Source organism: Saccharopolyspora sp. MMCC62, assembly GCF_057736575.1.
In genome coordinates this window covers 125,887-142,386 of the sequence record NZ_JBYKCM010000009.1, presented here as the reverse complement: position 1 = coordinate 142,386, position 16,500 = coordinate 125,887, and the positions used below count along the sequence as shown (strand labels likewise).

Genomic DNA, 16,500 nt, shown 5'->3' with positions numbered 1-16,500 from the left:
GACCGAGCTCGGGGACGCGGTTCCGCCGCCCGCCAACGGATCTTCGAACAGGATGAGGGACTTCTGTGGCACCGGTTTCGGCAGGCGGTCCGCGCGGCACCCGGGTCGGCGGCGCGGTCCTCGCGCTGCTCGCGTGCATCTCGGTGGTGAGCGGCTGCTCGCGGGTCATCAGCGGCACCCCCACCACCGCGGGCGGGCCCGCCGTCGACGACGTGGCCGGGCTGCCCGCGAGCAACGGGCCCACCGGTCCCCGCGACGGCGTCGCCGACGCCGACCTGCCGGTGGAGGGCACCGACCACGGCGAGATCGACGGGGTCGCCCGCAACGCCGTCTCCGACGTCCAGGACTACTGGAAGGTCGTGTTCCCCGAGGCCTTCGACGGCAAGCAGTTCGACGCGGTCGGCAAGTTCGTCTCCTACGACTCCACCGCGCTCGGCGGCGAGCTCTGCGGCCAGCAGACCCGCGGGCTGTCCAACGCGTTCTACTGCGGCAAGGAGGACTTCGTCGCCTGGGACCGCGCGGACCTGCTGCCGCGGCTGGAGAACAGCTTCGGGCCGATCGCCGTGGTCACCGTCCTCGCCCACGAGATGGGCCACGCCGTGCAGCAGCGCGCCGGGACGATGGCGGAGAAGGACTCGACGCTGGTCTCCGAGCAGCAGGCCGATTGCTTCACCGGTTCCTTCTTCCGGCACGTGGCCGAAGACGACGCGAAGCACTTCCAGGTCTCCACCGGCGACGGCCTGAACAAGGTCATGGGCGTGCTCAGCTACATCCGCGACACCCCCGGCGAGAGCGACTTCACCGGCGCCGACGCGCACGGCAGCGCCTTCGACCGGGTCACCGCCTTCCAGTTCGGCTTCAGCGACGGGCCGAAGCGCTGCGCCGAGATGGACGCCGACGACGTCAAGCAGCGCACCACCCAGTTCCGGTTCTGGAAGCAGGCGCAGGAGAGCGACCTGCCGGTCGACGAGAAGAACCTGGCCGCCGTGCAGGAGAGCCTCCGGCAGGTCTTCAAGGACACCGGGGCGCTGCCGCCGCACCTGGTCACCGAACCGCTCGCCTGCACGGGGGTGCGCGGGACGAGCCCCGTCGCCTACTGCCCGGGCACGAACACCGTGTCGCTGAGCCTGGACGACCTGCAGCGCATCGCGACGCCGCCCGCGAAGGACGACGCGAACTCCGGCTACGGCGACTTCGCCGCCTACGCGCAGGTCGCGTCGCGGTACGCGCTGTCCGTGCAGGAGGCCGCCGGGCTGCCGCTGACCGGGCAGAACGCCGGCCTGCGCACCGCCTGCATGGTGGGCGCCTGGAGCGGGCTGCTGGTGGAGGACCCGATCGGGCAGCGCAACCCGGTGGGCGAGCTGCGGATGGCGCCCGGTGACATCGATGAAGGGGTGGCCGCGCTGCTCGGCGACGACAGCCTCATCGCCGCCGACGTCAACGGCGACCAGGTGCCCGCGGGCTTCGCCCGCATCGAGGCGTTCCGGCTCGGGTTCCAGGACGGCTTCGCGCCGTGCAGCACCAAGTACTCGACCTGATCCCCGCCGGGTGAATGGCCCATCGGGCCGATCTTGCGAGGCGAACGGGGCACTCACCCGGTCGCCGGGCCCGGCTCGCCGCGCCGGGTTGGGCCGTTCGGCGTGCAACGGGCGTTCGGGCCGCGCGTCCTCCGGACATGGCTGGATGGCGGGAACTCGGGTGGGACGGGTTGATCAACGGGCGCGAGCTGGGCGGGCTGCCGGTGCGCGACGGATACGTGCGCTGGGGTGCCGTCGTCCGCGCCGGGAACCCGGTGCGGCTCAGCGCCGACGGCTGGGCCGCGCTGTGGGCGCACGGGGTGCGCACCGTCGTCGACCTGACCGACGGCGTCGAGGACGGTCCGGACCGGGCGCCGCGGCCCGCCGGGCTCAGCACGCTGCACCTGCCGCTGGACGACCCGGCGGACACCGAGTTCCAGGACCGCTGGGGCGGCGCGCTGTCCTGCACCCCGCTGTACTACCCGGCGTTCGTGCGCCGCTACCCGCGGCGGCTGGCCGAGGTGGTCGGCGCGATCGCCACCGCCCGGCCGGGCGGGGTGCTGGTGCACTGCGGTAGCGGGCGGGACCGGGCCGGGCTGGTGGTGCTGGTGCTGCTCGGCCTGCTGGGCGCCGCGCCCGAGGTCATCGCCGCCGACCACGCGCTCAGCCACGCCCCGCTAGGCGCGCTCGCCGCCGCCGAGGGCAGGCCGGACGACGCCCCGGAGATCCGGCGGCTGCTCGCCGCGCACGGCAGCAGCACCGCCGACGTGGCCCGCGAGGTCGTCGAAGCCCACGACCTGGCCGCCGAGCTGCGCGCGGCGGGCCTGACCGGCGGTGAGCTCGCCGCGCTGCGCGAACGCGCCCTCGGCCGCGTCCGCCCGGCCCGCCCCGACCGGCCCATCGACACGCCGTTCCTGCACGGCTGAGCGCCACCCCGCGGCGGAGTCCTGCGCTCGGCGCCGAGCGGCTCGCCACCCGTTCCGGCGCGGCCGGACGTGGTTCCGGGGCGGCCGGGCGGGGGACGTCCCGCACGTCACTGCCTGACCGGCGGAAAACCGGTGGCGGCGTTCTCTATCCTGGACCGAAGTATGGGTACGTCACCTGTGAGCTCCCCGCTGGCCGATCTGCGCGACCGCCTGCCCGAGCTGATGTTCAACGACCAGCGCAGGCTCCGCCGCCGCATCGAAGGCGCCCGCAAGATCCGGGACGCCGCGGCGCTGGACTCGGCCACCGGCGAGATCGCCGCCGAGGTCGCCGCCGCCGAGCAGCGGGTCGAACGGCGCCGCGCCGCGGTCCCGCGCATCACCTACCCCGAGCAGCTGCCGGTCAGCGCGCGCCGCGACGACCTGCTGGCGGCGATCCGGGACAACCAGGTGGTGATCGTCGCGGGCGAGACCGGCTCCGGGAAGACGACGCAGCTGCCGAAGATGTGCCTGGAGCTGGGCCGCGGCATCCAGGGCGGCATCGGGCACACCCAGCCGCGCCGGATCGCCGCCCGCACCGTCGCCGAACGCGTCGCCGAGGAGCTCGGCACCGAACTGGGCGAAGCGATCGGCTACCAGGTGCGGTTCACCGAGCGCGCGGGCGAGTCGACGCTGGTGAAGCTGATGACGGACGGCATCCTGCTCGCCGAGATCCAGCGGGACCGGCTGCTGCGCCGCTACGACACGCTCATCATCGACGAGGCGCACGAGCGCAGCCTCAACATCGACTTCATCCTCGGCTACCTCAAGCAGCTGCTGCCGCGCCGCCCCGACCTCAAGGTGATCATCACCTCGGCGACGATCGACCCCGACCGGTTCTCCCGGCACTTCGGCGACGCCCCCGTCGTGGAGGTCTCCGGCCGCACCTACCCGGTCGAGGTCCGCTACCGGCCGCTGGTGGAGGAACCGGACGACCCGGACCTGCCCGCCTACGAGCGGGACCAGACGCAGGCGATCTGCGAGGCCGTGGACGAGCTCGGCGCCGCGGGCGACGGGGACGTGCTGGTGTTCCTCAGCGGCGAGCGGGAGATCCGCGACACCGCCGAGGCGCTGGAGCAGCTGAAGCTGCGCAACACCGAGGTGCTGCCGCTGTACGCGCGGCTCTCCGCCGCCGAGCAGCACCGCGCGTTCCAGCCGCACACCGGCAGGCGCATCGTGCTGGCCACCAACGTCGCCGAGACCTCGCTGACGGTGCCCGGCATCAAGTACGTGATCGACCCGGGCACCGCCCGCATCTCCCGGTACAGCTTCCGCACCAAGGTGCAGCGGCTGCCGATCGAGCCGGTGTCGCAGGCGTCGGCGAACCAGCGCAAGGGCCGCTGCGGCCGCGTGTCCGAGGGCATCTGCATCCGGCTGTACTCCGAGCAGGACTTCGAGTCCCGCCCCGAGTTCACCGATCCGGAGATCCTGCGCACCAACCTCGCCTCGGTGATCCTGCAGATGACCTCGCTGGGGCTGGGCGACGTCGCCGAGTTCCCGTTCCTGGAGCCGCCGGACCGCCGCCAGATCACCGACGGCGTGAACCTGCTGCACGAGCTCGGCGCGCTGGACACCGGCGAGCAGGAGGGGCAGCGCAAGCTCACCCCGGTCGGCCGCACCCTGGCGCAGCTGCCCGTCGATCCGCGGCTGGCCCGGATGGTGCTGGCCGCGGACCGCAACGGCTGCCTGCACGAGACGCTCGTCATCGCCGCCGCCCTGTCCATCCAGGACCCGCGGGAGCGGCCCGCCGAGCACCAGCAGGCGGCGGGGGAGAAGCACGCGCGGTTCACCGACGAGCAGTCGGACTTCCTGGCGTTCGTGAACCTGTGGAACCACCTGCGGGAGCAGCAGCGCGCGCTGTCGTCGAACCAGTTCCGCAAGCAGTGCAAGGCCGACTTCCTCAACCACCTGCGGGTGCGGGAGTGGCAGGACCTGTACTCGCAGCTGCGGCAGATGACCAAGTCGCTGGACATGACGCTCAACGACAACCCGGCGGCGCCGGAGCTGGTGCACCGCTCACTGCTGGCCGGGCTGCTGTCGCACATCGGGCTCAAGGACGTCGACGAGAAGAACGAGAAGAAGCAGAGCGGCCGGCGCCAGCGCGGGGCCACCGAATACCTGGGGGCGCGCAGCGCCAAGTTCGCGATCTTCCCCGGCTCGGCCCTGTTCAAGAAGCCGCCGCGGTTCGTGATGTCCGCCGAGCTCGTCGAGACCTCCCGGCTGTGGGCGCGGGTCAACGCCCGCGTCGAACCCGAGTGGGTGGAGCAGCTCGCCGGGCACCTGGTGAAGCGCAGCTACAGCGAACCGCACTGGGAGAAGAAGCGGGCCGCCGTCGTCGCCGCCGAGAAGGTCACGCTGTACGGGGTGCCGCTGGTCGCGGACCGCAAGGTGAACTACGGGCGGGTCGAACCGGAGCTGTGCCGGGAGCTGTTCATCCGGCACGCGCTGGTGGAGGGCGACTGGGACACGAACCACCGGTTCTTCCACGACAACCGCGCCCTGCTGGCCGAGGTGGAGGGTCTGGAGGAACGCGCCCGCCGCCGGGACATCCTCGTCGACGACGAGACGCTGTTCGAGTTCTACGACCAGCGGGTCGGCGCCGAGGTCGTCTCGGGCAGGCACTTCGACAGCTGGTGGAAGAAGGCCCGCCGCGAGCAACCGGAACTGCTCGACTTCGAGAAGTCCATGCTCATCAACCAGGAGTCGGCGCGGGTCACCGACCACGACTACCCGGACGCCTGGCAGCAGGGCGGCCACCGGCTGGAGCTGACCTACCAGTTCGAGCCGGGGGCCGACGCCGACGGCGTCACCGCGCACGTCCCGCTGGCGGTGCTCAACCAGATCGAACCGGCCGGGTTCGACTGGCAGATCCCGGGCCTGCGCGAGGAGCTCGTCGTCGCGCTGATCAAATCGTTGCCGAAGTCGTTGCGGCGCAACTTCGTCCCGGTCCCCGACCACGCGAAGGCCGCGCTGTCCCGGATGCCCGCGCTGCAGGGCGACCTGGTCGGGGCGCTCAGCGACCAGCTGCGCCGGATGACCGGGGTGACGGTGCCACCGGGCGAGTTCGACGTGGATTCGCTGGCCGACCACTTGTCGATGTCGTTCCGCGTCATCGACGGCGACGGGAAGAAGCTCGCCGAGTCGAAGGACCTGGGGGAGCTGAAGCGGCGGCTGCGGCCGAAGCTGCGCGCCGAGATCTCCGCGGCCGCGGGCACCGTGGAACGCGCCGGGCTGGACTCGTGGAACTTCGGGGAGCTGCCCCGCACCTTCGAGCAGGACCGCGGCGGGAACGCGGTGAAGGCCTACCCGTCGCTGGTGGACGAGGGCGACTCGGTCGCGGTCCGCATGTTCGACACCGAGGCCGAGCAGCGCCGCGCGCTGTGGGACGGCACCCGGCGGTTGCTGCTGCTGAACCTGCCGTCGCCGGTGAAGTCGTTGCAGCGCGGCATGAACGCCCGCACCCGCGTGGTGCTGGGCACCGCCCCGCACGGCGATCTGGGACTGCTGCTGCAGGACTGCGCGAGCTGCGCGGTGGACAAGCTCGTCGCCGACGCGGGCGGTCCGGTGTGGAGCCAGGACGGGTTCGCGGCGCTGCAGGCGAAGGTGCGCGCCGGGCTCGGGCCGGTCACCGCCGACACCGCCGCCAAGGTGGAGAAGGTCCTGGACGCGGCGCAGCGGGCCCGTTCGGCGCTCGCCGACCGGGCGCAGGCGATGCCGGCCGATTCGCGCGCCGACGTCGAGGAGCAGCTGTCCGGGCTGCTGCACCCCGGGTTCGTCACCGAGACCGGGTGGGCGCGGCTGCCGGACGTGGAGCGCTACCTGCGGGCCGTGGAGCAGCGGCTGGAGAAGGTCCAGCACCACCCGCAGCGGGACCGGCAGTGGCTGGCGCAGGTCGACGAGGTGCGGGACCGCTACCTGGACGCGCTGGACGCGGTGCCGGACGGGCACGCGCCCGCGCCGGAACTCCTCGACGTCGGCTGGATGATCGAGGAGTTCCGGGTCTCGCTGTTCGCGCAGTCGATCGGCACCCCGAAGGCGGTGTCGGCCAAGCGGATCCACCGGGCCCTGGACAAGGCGCTGCGCTGATCAGGTGGCGGGGGAGACGGTGAGCCCGAGCGCCCCCGGCCCGGCGTGCGCGCCGATGATGGCGCTGGTCTCGGCGACGACGACGCGGCGGGCCTGCGGGAGCTGGGCGCGCAGCTGCTCGGCGATCTCGTGGGCGCGTTCGCCGTACTGGAAGTGCTCGATGCCGATGTCCACCGGCCCGTCTCCCGCGCGGGTGACCGCTTCGCGGATGGCCTTCTTCAGCGCCCGCTCCGGTCCGCGGCCCTTGACCATCGGTTCCAGGATGCCCTCGCGCAGCACCAGCACCGGTTTGATGGACAGCGCCTGCCCGAAGAAGGCCTGGGCGCGGCCCACGCGGCCGCTGCGGCGCAGGTACTCCAGGGTGTCCACGTAGATCATCTGGGTGGTGCTGCGCAGCCTGCGGTCCAGCACGCCGAGCACGCCCTGGATGCTGCCGCCCGCGGCGGCGGCCTCGGCAGCGGCGATCACCGGGAATCCCATGCCGAGCCCGCACAGCCGCGAATCGACCACGAACACCGGCAGGCTGATCTCCTCCGCGGCGGTGCGCGCGGACTGGCAGGTCTGGGAGAGGCCTTCGGAGATGTGCACGGACACGATCGCCTCGGCCCCGGAGGAGGCGGCGTCGTTGTAGTTCCAGAAGAACGCGGGTGGCGGCGGTGGTCCCGTTTCGACGTGGGTGCCGTCGCGCATCGCCTGCGCGAGTTCCGCGTGCGGGATGCGGCGTTCGTCGTTCTCCTGGTCGCCGATCGTGAGTTCCAGCTGGATCACGCAGATCTTCAGCTGCTCGGCGACGTCGGGTGGGATCGAGGCGGTGGAGTCCGTCACGATGGCGACGTGGTGGTTCATGGCGTGCAGGCTAGTCACTTGTGAAAGTTTTCAGATCTTGGCCGGGGGAATTCCCGGGGCGGACTTCCGCGGGACTGGTGGGAAGTCCTGACGGCGACGTGAGTACCGTCACGGGAAACCTCGGTTGCGCAGGGGCTACCGGCAAGTAACATCCGGGGTGGGCGGCGTCACTGTGCCACCACCAGTGCGCCATGGCAAGGTCGAACTTCCCGGTAGCGGTGTCATCGCACCGACCGGAAGCCCCGCGCAACCGCGCGAAACGCAAGCGAAGCCGACGTGAAGTCCGCAGGAGGTCGAAGAGGACCCATGAACATCGTCGTCCTGGTGAAGCAGGTGCCCGACACGTGGTCCGAGCGCAAGCTCAAAGACTCCGACCACACGCTCGACCGCGAGTCGGCGGACGCCGTGCTGGATGAGATCAACGAACGTGCGGTGGAAGAGGCGCTGCTGATCAAGGAGGCGCAGGGTGGTGAGGTGACCGTCGTGGCCATGGGCCCCGACCGCGCCACCGACGCGATCCGCAAGGCGCTGTCGATGGGCGCGGACAAGGCGGTGCACCTCTCCGACGAGGCGCTGGCCGGTTCCGACGCGGTCTCCACCGCGAAGGCCCTCGCGAAGGTCGTCGGCACCGTCGACTCCGTGGACCTGGTGCTCGCGGGCAACGAGGCCACCGACGGCCGCGTGGGCGCGGTCCCGGCGATGCTGGCCGAGCTGCTGGGCCTCCCGCAGCTGACCTACGCGCGCAAGGTCACCACCGACGGCTCGACGATCAGCATCGAGCGCGAGACCGACGCGGGCATCATCAGCCTGGAGGCGAACCTGCCCGCGGTCGTGTCGGTCACCGAGAAGATCAACGAACCGCGCTACCCGTCCTTCAAGGGCATCATGGCCGCCAAGAAGAAGCCGGTCTCCGTGCTGACGCTGGCCGACGCGGGCATCGACGCCTCCGAGGTCGGCCTCGCCGGCGCCGGGTCCAAGGTCGTCGAGTCCGCGCCGAAGCCGCCGAAGCAGGCCGGCCAGCGCGTCAACGACGAGGGCGACGGCGGCACCAAGATCGTCGAGTTCCTGGCCGCCGAGAAGCTGGTCTGAGTCCTAGGTTCGCGAGGAGATAAAGACATGTCTGAAGTTCTGGTCCTCGTCGACCACTCCGGCGGCGAGGTCAAGAAGGTCACCCTGGAGCTGCTGACCGCGGCCCGCCGCCTCGGCGCGCCGTCCGCGGTCGTCGTCGGCGAGCCCGGTGAAGCGGGCAAGCTGGCCGACGTGCTGGCGTCCTACGGGGCCGAGAAGGTGTACGCGGCCGAGTCCGCCGACACCGCGTCCTACCTGGTCACCCCGGCCGTCGACGTGCTCGCGTCGCTGGTCGGCTCGGCCTCCCCGGCCGCGGTGCTGGTACCGGGCTCGATCGACGGCAAGGAGATCGCGGGCCGGCTGGCCGTGCGGCTCGGCTCGGGCCTGCTCTCGGAGGTCGTCGACATCGACGGCGACGGGATCGGCTCGCACTCGCTGTTCGGCGGCACCTACAACGCCAAGGCGCAGGTCACCACGGGCACGCCGGTCGTGACCGTGCTGCCCGGCAGCGTCGAGGCCGAGCAGGCCGCGGGCGCCGGTGCCCAGGAATCGGTCGAGGTGCCCGCGGTCGACGGCGCGAAGAACGCCAAGATCACCGGTGTGCAGCCCGCCGAGGCCGGGGACCGCCCCGAGCTCACCGAGGCCTCCGTGGTCGTCTCCGGTGGCCGCGGTGTCGGTTCGGCCGAGTCGTTCGACGTCGTCGAGAAGCTCGCCGACTCGCTCGGCGCGGCGGTCGGCGCGTCCCGCGCCGCGGTCGACTCCGGCTACTACCCGCACCAGTTCCAGGTCGGGCAGACCGGCAAGACCGTTTCGCCGCAGCTGTACATCGCCCTCGGGATCTCCGGCGCCATCCAGCACCGCGCCGGCATGCAGACCTCGAAGACGATCGTGGCCGTCAACAAGGACGCCGAGGCGCCGATCTTCGAGATCGCCGACTACGGCGTGGTCGGCGACCTGTTCAAGGTCGCCCCGCAGCTGACCGAAGAGGTCGGCAAGCGCAAGGGCTGAGCCCTCCACCGCGCAGCGAACGGGCCGCACCTCCTCGTGGGGTGCGGCCCGTTCGCGTGCGTGCGGCCTCGCGTGTGCGTGCGGCTTCGGGTGCGTCCGGTCTCGCGTGCGTCCGGTTTCGCGCGGGAGCGGCCTCGTGCGCGCCCGGCCTCGCGGGGCTCCGGCTCCGTGTGCGTCCGGCCTGGTGTGCGTCCGGCCTCCCGGGGGTGCGGCGCGTTCGCGGGCCGACGGGCCGCCCGCGCCGCGCCGGTGGTGGGCCGGGCCGCGGGTCAGCGGTGCTCGTCGCGGCCTTGGCAGGCGAGCTTGTCGGCGCGCTCGTTCTCCGGGTGGCCGTTGTGGCCCTTCACCCAGTTCCACCGGACCTCGCCGTGCCGCTGCACCTCGGCGTCCAGGCGCTGCCACAGGTCCGCGTTCTTCACCGGCTTCTTCGCCGACGTGAGCCAGCCGTTGCGCTTCCAGCCGCGCATCCACTCCGAGATGCCCTTGAGCACGTAGGTGCTGTCGCTGAACACGTGGACCTGCGGCACCGGGCGGTTCAGCGCGGCGAGGCCTTCGATGACCGCGGTGAGCTCCATCTTGTTGTTCGTGGTGGCGGGCTCCCCGCCGTGCAGCTCGCGCTCGTGGTCGCCGTAGCGCAGCACCACGCCCCACCCGCCGGGGCCGGGGTTGCCGCTGCACGCGCCGTCGGTGAACAGTTCCACGAGGTTCCGGTCGGGCTCAGCCATCCCGCCAACCTACTTCCCGCCTCGCCGCGGCCCGCGAGCCGCACCGCATCGATCGAGTACCGCGCATTCACCGAAAGTTCCTGCTGCGTGCCCTCGTCCGATCTACTGCACTTCCTGCGCGCGGCGATACACCTGCAGGCATGTCCGAGTCGCAGCTGCTTGCCAGCACCGCGCCCGCAGGATCGCCCGCCACCGACGGCGCCCACTACTCGCTGCTCGTCGCCAGGGACACCGAGGAGGTGCGGGCCGCCCAACGCCTGCGCTACCAGGTGTTCGCCGAGGAGATGGGCGCCACCGTGCACGCCGACCTGCCCGGCGTGGAGACCGATCCGTTCGACGACTTCTGCGATCACCTGATCGTCCGCGACGACCGCTCCGGGGCGGTCGTCGGGACCTACCGGATGCTCCCGCCGGAACGCGCGCACGCCGCCGGGAAGCTGTACTCCGAGGGCGAGTTCGACCTGGGCTCGCTCACCTCGCTGCGCCCGGCCCTGGTCGAGACCGGCCGGTCCTGCGTGCACCGCGACCACCGCTCCGGCGCGGTGGTGAGCCTGGTGTGGGCGGGGATCGCCCGCTACATGCTGCTGTCCGGCCACACCTGGCTCGCCGGGTGCGCCTCGGTGCCGCTGGACGACGGCGGGCCGCTCGCGGCGAAGGTGTGGGACACCGTGTCCGCGAAGCACGCCTCGCCGGCCGAGCTGCAGGTGCGGCCCTACCTGCCGTGGGACCCGGACGGGGTGCCGCGCACCCACCGCGGGCCGATGCCGCCGCTGCTGAAGGGCTACCTGCGGCTCGGGGCCTGGGTGTGCGGGCCGCCCGCGCACGACCCGGAGTTCGGGGTCGCGGACTTCTTCGTGCTGCTCAACTTCACCGAGATCGACCAGCGGTACCTGCGGTTCTTCCTGGGCGCGGCGGCATGACGCACCCGTGGTTCCCGGAGTCCCCGTGCGGGCCCGGGTGCCTGCCGGGGCCGGGCGCTCCGCGGGCGGGCACCCACCTGGTGGTGCTGCGGCTGTCCCGAGCGGTCGTGCTCGTGCTGCTGGGGATCGTGCTCGGGGTGGTGTTCGCGCTGCTGCGCGGACCGCTGCGCACCGCGCTGGTGCGGGCCTGGTTCCGGGCGCTGCTGCGCGCGTTCGGCGTGCGGTTCGTGGTGCGCGGCGAGATCGGCGGCGCGGGCTGCCTGGTCGTCACCGACCACGTGTCCTGGCTGGACGTGGTGGCGCTGATGGCGGTGCGGCCGATGCGGCTGCTGGCGAAGACCGAGCTGCGGGACTGGCCGGTGGTGGGGCCGCTGGCGACGCGCGTCGGCACCCTCTACATCGACCGGGAGCGGCTCTCGGCGCTGCCCGCGGCGGTCGGGGCGATCGCGGGCGCGCTGCGCGGCGGTGCGGTCGTCGGCGCCTTCCCGGAGGGCACCACGTGGTGCGGGCGGGCCGCCGGGCGCTACCGGCCCGCGGTGTTCCAGGCCGCGCTGGACGCGGGCGTGCCGGTGCGGCCGGTGGCGCTGCGGTTCCGCACCAGGGCCGGGGAGCCGACGACGGTGGCCGCGTTCGTCGGGGCGGCGACGCTGCTGGAGTCGGTGCTGGCGGTGGCGCGGGCGCGGGACCTGGTGGTGGAGTTCGACGTGCTGCCGGAGCTCCCGCCCGGCCCCAGAGCGGACCTGGCCCGCCGCGCCCAGCACGCCGTCACCCGAGCCACCTCCGCAGCGGACCACCACCCCGCGAACCAGCCCCACCCCCCACTCCCGACAGCAGCCTGACCACCGACGAAGAAGCGACCTCGAACCGAGCACCGCGAGCAGTGTCCTTCTCCTGTCAGCGGCGAAGCCGCTGAGCCGCCGACCACGCATGCAACCGGCACCGCAGCGGGTTCTCAGCGCTTTCCTCGCGAGGACAGCGTTTTCGCCTGTGGCGGAGCCACCGGTGAAAACGATCCCGCAGCGAGGAAAGCGCTGAGGTTCCGCCACCCGCCCCCGAAGGAAAGCCCCCAGGGGAATTCCTCAGCGGTGGCCGAAGGCTTGGACGAAGGCGGGGGCTAGGTCCCAGAACCCCGGATTCCGCAGCATTCGGTCGAATTCCGCCAGTTCGTCCTCCGCCACCCGCCCGTCGGCGAGCAGCCGCCGCGCGGACATCGCCACGCCGCGCCGCCAGAACTCGGCGAGCTCGGTGCCGCCGCGCAGGTGCCAGGTGCCGGTGCGCGCCCCGACGTCCCGGTAGCCGAGTTCGAGCAGCGATCCGGGCTGGCGCCGGGACCAGCCGCTGTCGGTGCCCACGACCTCCTGCAGCAGGTCGCTCCACTGCTGCAGCACCCGGCGGTACACCGGGTTCGGCGAGCCCTCCAGCGGGAACCAGCCGAACGATTCGACCAGCACCACGCCGCCGGGCCGCAGCCAGTCCCGCATCCGGCGCAGCACCTCGTCGCGTTCGCGGAGGTGGGACAGCACCAGCCGGGCGTGGATCACGTCGAACGACTCCGGCGGGAACGCGTCGCGGACCACGTCGTGGCGCAGCACGGTGAGGCCGGGGCGCTGGTGGCGTTCGAGCAGCGAGGTCTCCACGTCGGTGGCGACCACTTCTCCGTCGGGGAGGTGCTCGCACCACCAGCGGGCGATCGATCCGGAGCCGGCGCCGATCTCCAGGCAGCGGGCGTCGGGCCGGGTGCCGAGTTCGGCGAGCAGGCGGGTGGTCTCGGGGTCGAAGATCCGGCACAGCAGGTCGAGCCGCGCCTCTTCGTCGGCGTCCAGGGTGAACAGGGTGTCGCCGTACTTCTCCATCGTCCTCTTCCTGCCGTCGCGGGCGGCCCGGGTGGTGCCGGTGCGCCGAGGTTCGCTCATTCCTCGCCGGTGTAGGCGGCGAGGGTGCGGTCGGCGGCGGCGCGCGCTTCCGGTTCGGGGGTGCCCGCGGCGACGCTCGCCGCGTACCAGGCTTCGGAGCCGGCGCGCAGGAACCGCAGGCCTTCCTCGGACGCGAGCCACTGCGGGCCTTCCTCCGGGGTGATCCCGCCTTCGGGCGCCAGGTGGGAGGCGAGGCCGAGCAGCATCGAGTCCCAGCCGAGGCCGACCGCGCCGGGCCCGTACTGCGCCCAGCGTTCCGCGGACACGTGCGCCACGTGCTCCAGCTCCAGTTCGGTGCCGCCGTCGGCGGCGCGCAACCGCACCTCGATCCAGCTCACCTCGCCGCCGAACTCCCAGGTCGCGGCGAAGGAGTGCGGCGGGTCGCAGCGCTGCACGGTGCCGCCCGCGTGCCCTTCCAGCTGGTAGTGGCCGCCGAGTCGCAGGTCGCCGCTGATCGGCAGGAACCAGCGCGGGATCCGGTCGGCGTTCGTCACCGCGTCCCAGACCTCGTCGAGCGGCGCGTCCAGCCGTTCGGCGAGCACCGCGACCCGCGCTGGTCCGGTCGCGAGTTCGCGGGTGCCGACGGTGCGCCGCACCGAGTCCAACTGCTGCTGGGCATCGACCATGACCTGCTCCTCCGTGGTGGCGGCTCGCTCCGGGACCAGCCTAGGAGCGACCGCGGGCGTCCGGCCCGGCGCGCGGGGCGCACCGCCGAACGGTGGACCCGGCTGGACTTCGACCGGGGTGCAGGTTGCAGGCTCACCGGGTGACGATCGACGACGAAGCCACCGAGTCCGCCCGTCCGCCGACCAGCGCGCTGTGGAGCCCGCAGCGGCGGAACTTCACCGCCGGGCTCGTCCTCGTCATCACGCTCGCCGCGTTCGAGGCGATGGGCATCGGGACCGCGCTGCCGACGATCGTGCGCGAGTGGGGCGCCGAGCAGTGGTACTCGTGGCCGTTCACGATCTTCATGGCCGCCAGCGCCATCGGCACCGTCGTCGCGGGCCGGGTGTGCGACCGGCGCGGCCCGGCGGTGCCGCTGCTGGTGGCGATGCCGACGTTCGCGGCGGGCCTGGTCATCGCCGGGTTCGCGCCGGGGATGGCGGTGCTGCTGGTCGCCCGCGCGCTGCAGGGGCTCGGCGCGGGGGCGCAGATCGTCGCGCTGTACGTGCTGATCGCCCGCGTCTACCCGGAGCGGGACCGGCCCGCCGCGTTCGGCGCGCTGTCCGCGGCGTGGGTGGTGCCCGCGCTGCTCGGGCCGGTGGTGGCGGGGGCGTTGACCGAGCACGTGGGCTGGCGGTGGGTGTTCCTCGGGCTGGCGCCGCTGATGGTGCTCGGGGCGCTGCTGCTGGTGCCGACGGTGCGGCGGATCGGTTCCGAGGGCGAACCGGAGGCCGCGCCGGTGCCGGGGCTGCCGCTGGCGGCGGTGGGGGCCGCGGCCGGGACCGTCGGGTTGAACTGGGCGGCGCAGGACCTGTCCGGTTCGGCCGGGGGAGTGCGGTGGCCGGTGCTGGTGGCGGGCCTGGCAGGGCTGCTGGTGCTGGTGCCGTCGCTGCGGGTGCTGCTGCCGAGCGGTACCGGGACCGGGCGGCCGGGCATCCCGGTGATGGTGCTCGCGCGGGGGCTGCTCGCCGGGGTGTTCTTCACCGCGCAGGCGTTCGTGCCGTTGACCTTGTCGGTGGTGCACGGGTTCTCGCCGACGGCGGCGGGCGTCCCGTTGACCGTCGGTTCGCTCGGCTGGTCGGTCGGGGCGCTGTGGCAGAGCCGCCGGGCCGGTGCGCGCCGGGAGTACCTGGTGGGAGCGGGTCTGGTGCTGGTGGCGATCGCGGTGGCGGGGTTGGTGCTGATCGCCCCGGCGGGCGGTGCGGCGTGGCCGGTGTTCGTGCTGTGGTCGCTCGGCGGGGTCGGGATGGGGCTCGGCGTGGCGAGCACCTCGGTGCGGGTGCTGGGGCTGTCGGCGCCGGAGCAGCGCGGGTTCCACTCCTCGGCGCTGCAGATCTCGGACATGCTCGGGCAGGCGCTGCTGGTGGGGCTCGGCGGCGTGCTGGTGGCCGCGCTGGCCGTGCCGGGAGCGGCCACCGCGGGGGTGGTGCCGCTGGACCTGGGGCTGGCGGTGATCGCCGCGCTCGGCGCCGTCCGCGTGTTCCGCGCCGGTCGGGCGTGACCGAGCCCCTGGCACGGCGAGTCGGTCGACGAGCCTGCATTACCCTGGTAGGGCGATGACTTACCTCGACCACGCCGCCACCACGCCCATGCGGGCGGAAGCGGTCACGGCGATGAGCGAGGCGTTGGCCCGGCTGGGCAACGCCTCGTCCCTGCACACCTCGGGCCGCCGGGCCCGCCGCGCCGTGGAGGAGTCCCGCGAGACCATCGCGACCGCGCTCGGCGCCCGGCCCTCCGAGGTGCTGTTCACCGGCGGCGGCACCGAGAGCGACAACCTCGCGGTGAAGGGCATCTTCTGGGCCCGCCGCGGCCAGGACCCGGCGCGCAACCGGGTGCTGGCGTCCGCGGTGGAGCACCACGCGGTGCTGGACACCGTGGAGTGGCTCGCCGAGCACGAAGGCGCCGACGTCACCTGGCTGCCCGTCGACGAGCACGGCCGGGTGCGCCCGGAGGCGTTCGAGGAGGCGCTGCGCGCCGACCCCGACCGCGTCGCGCTGGCCACCGTGATGTGGGCGAACAACGAGGTCGGCACCGTGAACCCGATCCCCGAGCTCGCCGCGATCGCCGCCCGCTTCGGGGTGCCGCTGCACACCGATGCGGTGCAGGCCGTGGACACCGTGCCGGTCGACTTCGCCGCTTCCGGCGCGGCCGCGCTCACCATGACCGGGCACAAGGTCGGCGGCCCCTACGGCGCGGGCGTGCTGCTGCTGGCGCGCGACGTGCCCTGCACCCCGCTGCAGCACGGCGGTGGCCAGGAGCGGGAGGTGCGCTCCGGGACGCTGGACGTGCCCGGGGTGATCGGCCTGGCCGCCGCGACCCGCGAGGCCGTCGAGCAGCGCGCCGCGCACGTGCCCGCGGTCGCCGCGCTGCGCGACGAACTCCTCGCCGGGGTGCGCGCCGCGGTGCCGGACGTGGTGCTCAACGGCGACCCGGACCTGTCGGTGGCGGGCCCGGTGCCCGCGCGGTTGCCCGGCAACGCGCACCTGACCTTCCCCGGCTGCGAGGGCGACAGCCTGCTGATGCTGCTGGACGCGCACGGCATCGAGTGCTCCACCGGTTCCGCCTGCACCGCGGGCGTCGCCGAACCGAGCCACGTGCTGCTGGCGATGGGGGCCGAACCGCGGGCGGCGCGCAGCTCGCTGCGGTTCTCCCTGGGACACGACTCCACCGGCGCCGACGTGCGGGCGCTGACCGAGGCCATCGGGCCGGTGGTGGAACGAGCGCGCAACGCCGGGCTGACCGGGTTGCGCCGGGCGGCGGCGAAGACGACCGCCACGACGGAGGTGTGAGGC

General features: G+C 73.2%; 13 protein-coding genes. 9 read left to right on the top strand and 4 right to left on the bottom strand.

All coding sequences use genetic code 11. The features are described 5' to 3' along the window. Positions 1-65 precede the first annotated feature (65 nt). The 3 genes from AC29IT_RS21295 to hrpA all read left to right on the top strand — a co-directional run bounded on the left by AC29IT_RS21295 (position 66) and on the right by hrpA (position 6,565). Entirely contained in the window at positions 66-1,538 is a 1,473-nt protein-coding gene (locus AC29IT_RS21295) for a neutral zinc metallopeptidase (protein ID WP_488219914.1), read from the top strand. A gap of 137 nt (positions 1,539-1,675) precedes the next feature. After that, positions 1,676-2,443: a tyrosine-protein phosphatase gene (locus AC29IT_RS21290; protein WP_358437556.1), complete on the top strand. Its 768-nt coding sequence runs from the start codon at positions 1,676-1,678 to the stop codon at positions 2,441-2,443. Between the two features lie 162 nt (positions 2,444-2,605). After that, on the top strand, positions 2,606-6,565 hold the full coding sequence (gene hrpA / locus AC29IT_RS21285; RefSeq protein WP_358437559.1) for an ATP-dependent RNA helicase HrpA: 3,960 nt from the start codon (positions 2,606-2,608) through the stop codon (positions 6,563-6,565). Here the strand turns inward: hrpA and AC29IT_RS21280 are convergent, their stop codons facing one another. Next, positions 6,566-7,411 carry a DegV family protein gene (locus tag AC29IT_RS21280; RefSeq protein ID WP_488219913.1) on the bottom strand — a complete coding sequence of 282 codons (846 nt, stop codon included), beginning with the start codon at positions 7,409-7,411 and terminating at the stop codon, positions 6,566-6,568. It abuts the gene before it with no gap. A 306-nt stretch (positions 7,412-7,717) separates the two neighbouring features. Between AC29IT_RS21280 and AC29IT_RS21275 the strand changes: the two genes are divergently transcribed. Next, complete coding sequence (locus tag AC29IT_RS21275; RefSeq protein WP_358437565.1) at positions 7,718-8,500, top strand: electron transfer flavoprotein subunit beta/FixA family protein; 783 nt, start codon at positions 7,718-7,720, stop codon at positions 8,498-8,500. A 27-nt stretch (positions 8,501-8,527) separates the two neighbouring features. After that, positions 8,528-9,487, top strand: a complete 960-nt coding sequence (locus AC29IT_RS21270; protein ID WP_358437568.1) for an electron transfer flavoprotein subunit alpha/FixB family protein — start codon at positions 8,528-8,530, stop codon at positions 9,485-9,487. A gap of 269 nt (positions 9,488-9,756) precedes the next feature. Here AC29IT_RS21270 and rnhA read toward each other — a convergent pair whose 3' ends face one another. After that, on the bottom strand, positions 9,757-10,212 hold the full coding sequence (gene rnhA / locus AC29IT_RS21265) for a ribonuclease HI (RefSeq protein ID WP_358437570.1): 456 nt from the start codon (positions 10,210-10,212) through the stop codon (positions 9,757-9,759). A 140-nt stretch (positions 10,213-10,352) separates the two neighbouring features. On the opposite strand from rnhA, the gene AC29IT_RS21260 reads away from it, so the two are divergent. Both AC29IT_RS21260 and AC29IT_RS21255 read left to right on the top strand, forming a co-directional pair. Then, a complete protein-coding gene (locus AC29IT_RS21260) occupies positions 10,353-11,132 on the top strand; it encodes a GNAT family N-acetyltransferase (protein ID WP_358437573.1) in 780 nt (259 codons plus the stop codon). Continuing rightward, the gene (locus tag AC29IT_RS21255) at positions 11,129-11,971 is read left to right on the top strand and encodes a lysophospholipid acyltransferase family protein (protein ID WP_488219912.1); all 843 of its coding nucleotides are present in this window, start codon (positions 11,129-11,131) and stop codon (positions 11,969-11,971) included. The genes AC29IT_RS21260 and AC29IT_RS21255 overlap by 4 nt, the downstream gene beginning before the upstream one ends. A gap of 240 nt (positions 11,972-12,211) precedes the next feature. On the opposite strand, the gene AC29IT_RS21250 is transcribed toward AC29IT_RS21255, so the two are convergent. Beyond that, the gene (locus tag AC29IT_RS21250; protein ID WP_488219911.1) at positions 12,212-13,045 is read right to left on the bottom strand and encodes a class I SAM-dependent methyltransferase; all 834 of its coding nucleotides are present in this window, start codon (positions 13,043-13,045) and stop codon (positions 12,212-12,214) included. Next, entirely contained in the window at positions 13,042-13,671 is a 630-nt protein-coding gene (locus AC29IT_RS21245) for an SRPBCC family protein (RefSeq protein ID WP_488219910.1), read from the bottom strand. The genes AC29IT_RS21250 and AC29IT_RS21245 overlap by 4 nt, the downstream gene beginning before the upstream one ends. A gap of 140 nt (positions 13,672-13,811) precedes the next feature. Here AC29IT_RS21245 and AC29IT_RS21240 point away from each other — a divergent pair, with 140 nt between their 5' ends. Together AC29IT_RS21240 and AC29IT_RS21235 are read left to right on the top strand one after the other, a co-directional pair. Next, complete coding sequence (locus tag AC29IT_RS21240; protein ID WP_488219909.1) at positions 13,812-15,209, top strand: MFS transporter; 1,398 nt, start codon at positions 13,812-13,814, stop codon at positions 15,207-15,209. A 55-nt stretch (positions 15,210-15,264) separates the two neighbouring features. Continuing rightward, complete coding sequence (locus AC29IT_RS21235; RefSeq protein WP_488219908.1) at positions 15,265-16,497, top strand: cysteine desulfurase family protein; 1,233 nt, start codon at positions 15,265-15,267, stop codon at positions 16,495-16,497. Positions 16,498-16,500 lie beyond the last annotated feature (3 nt).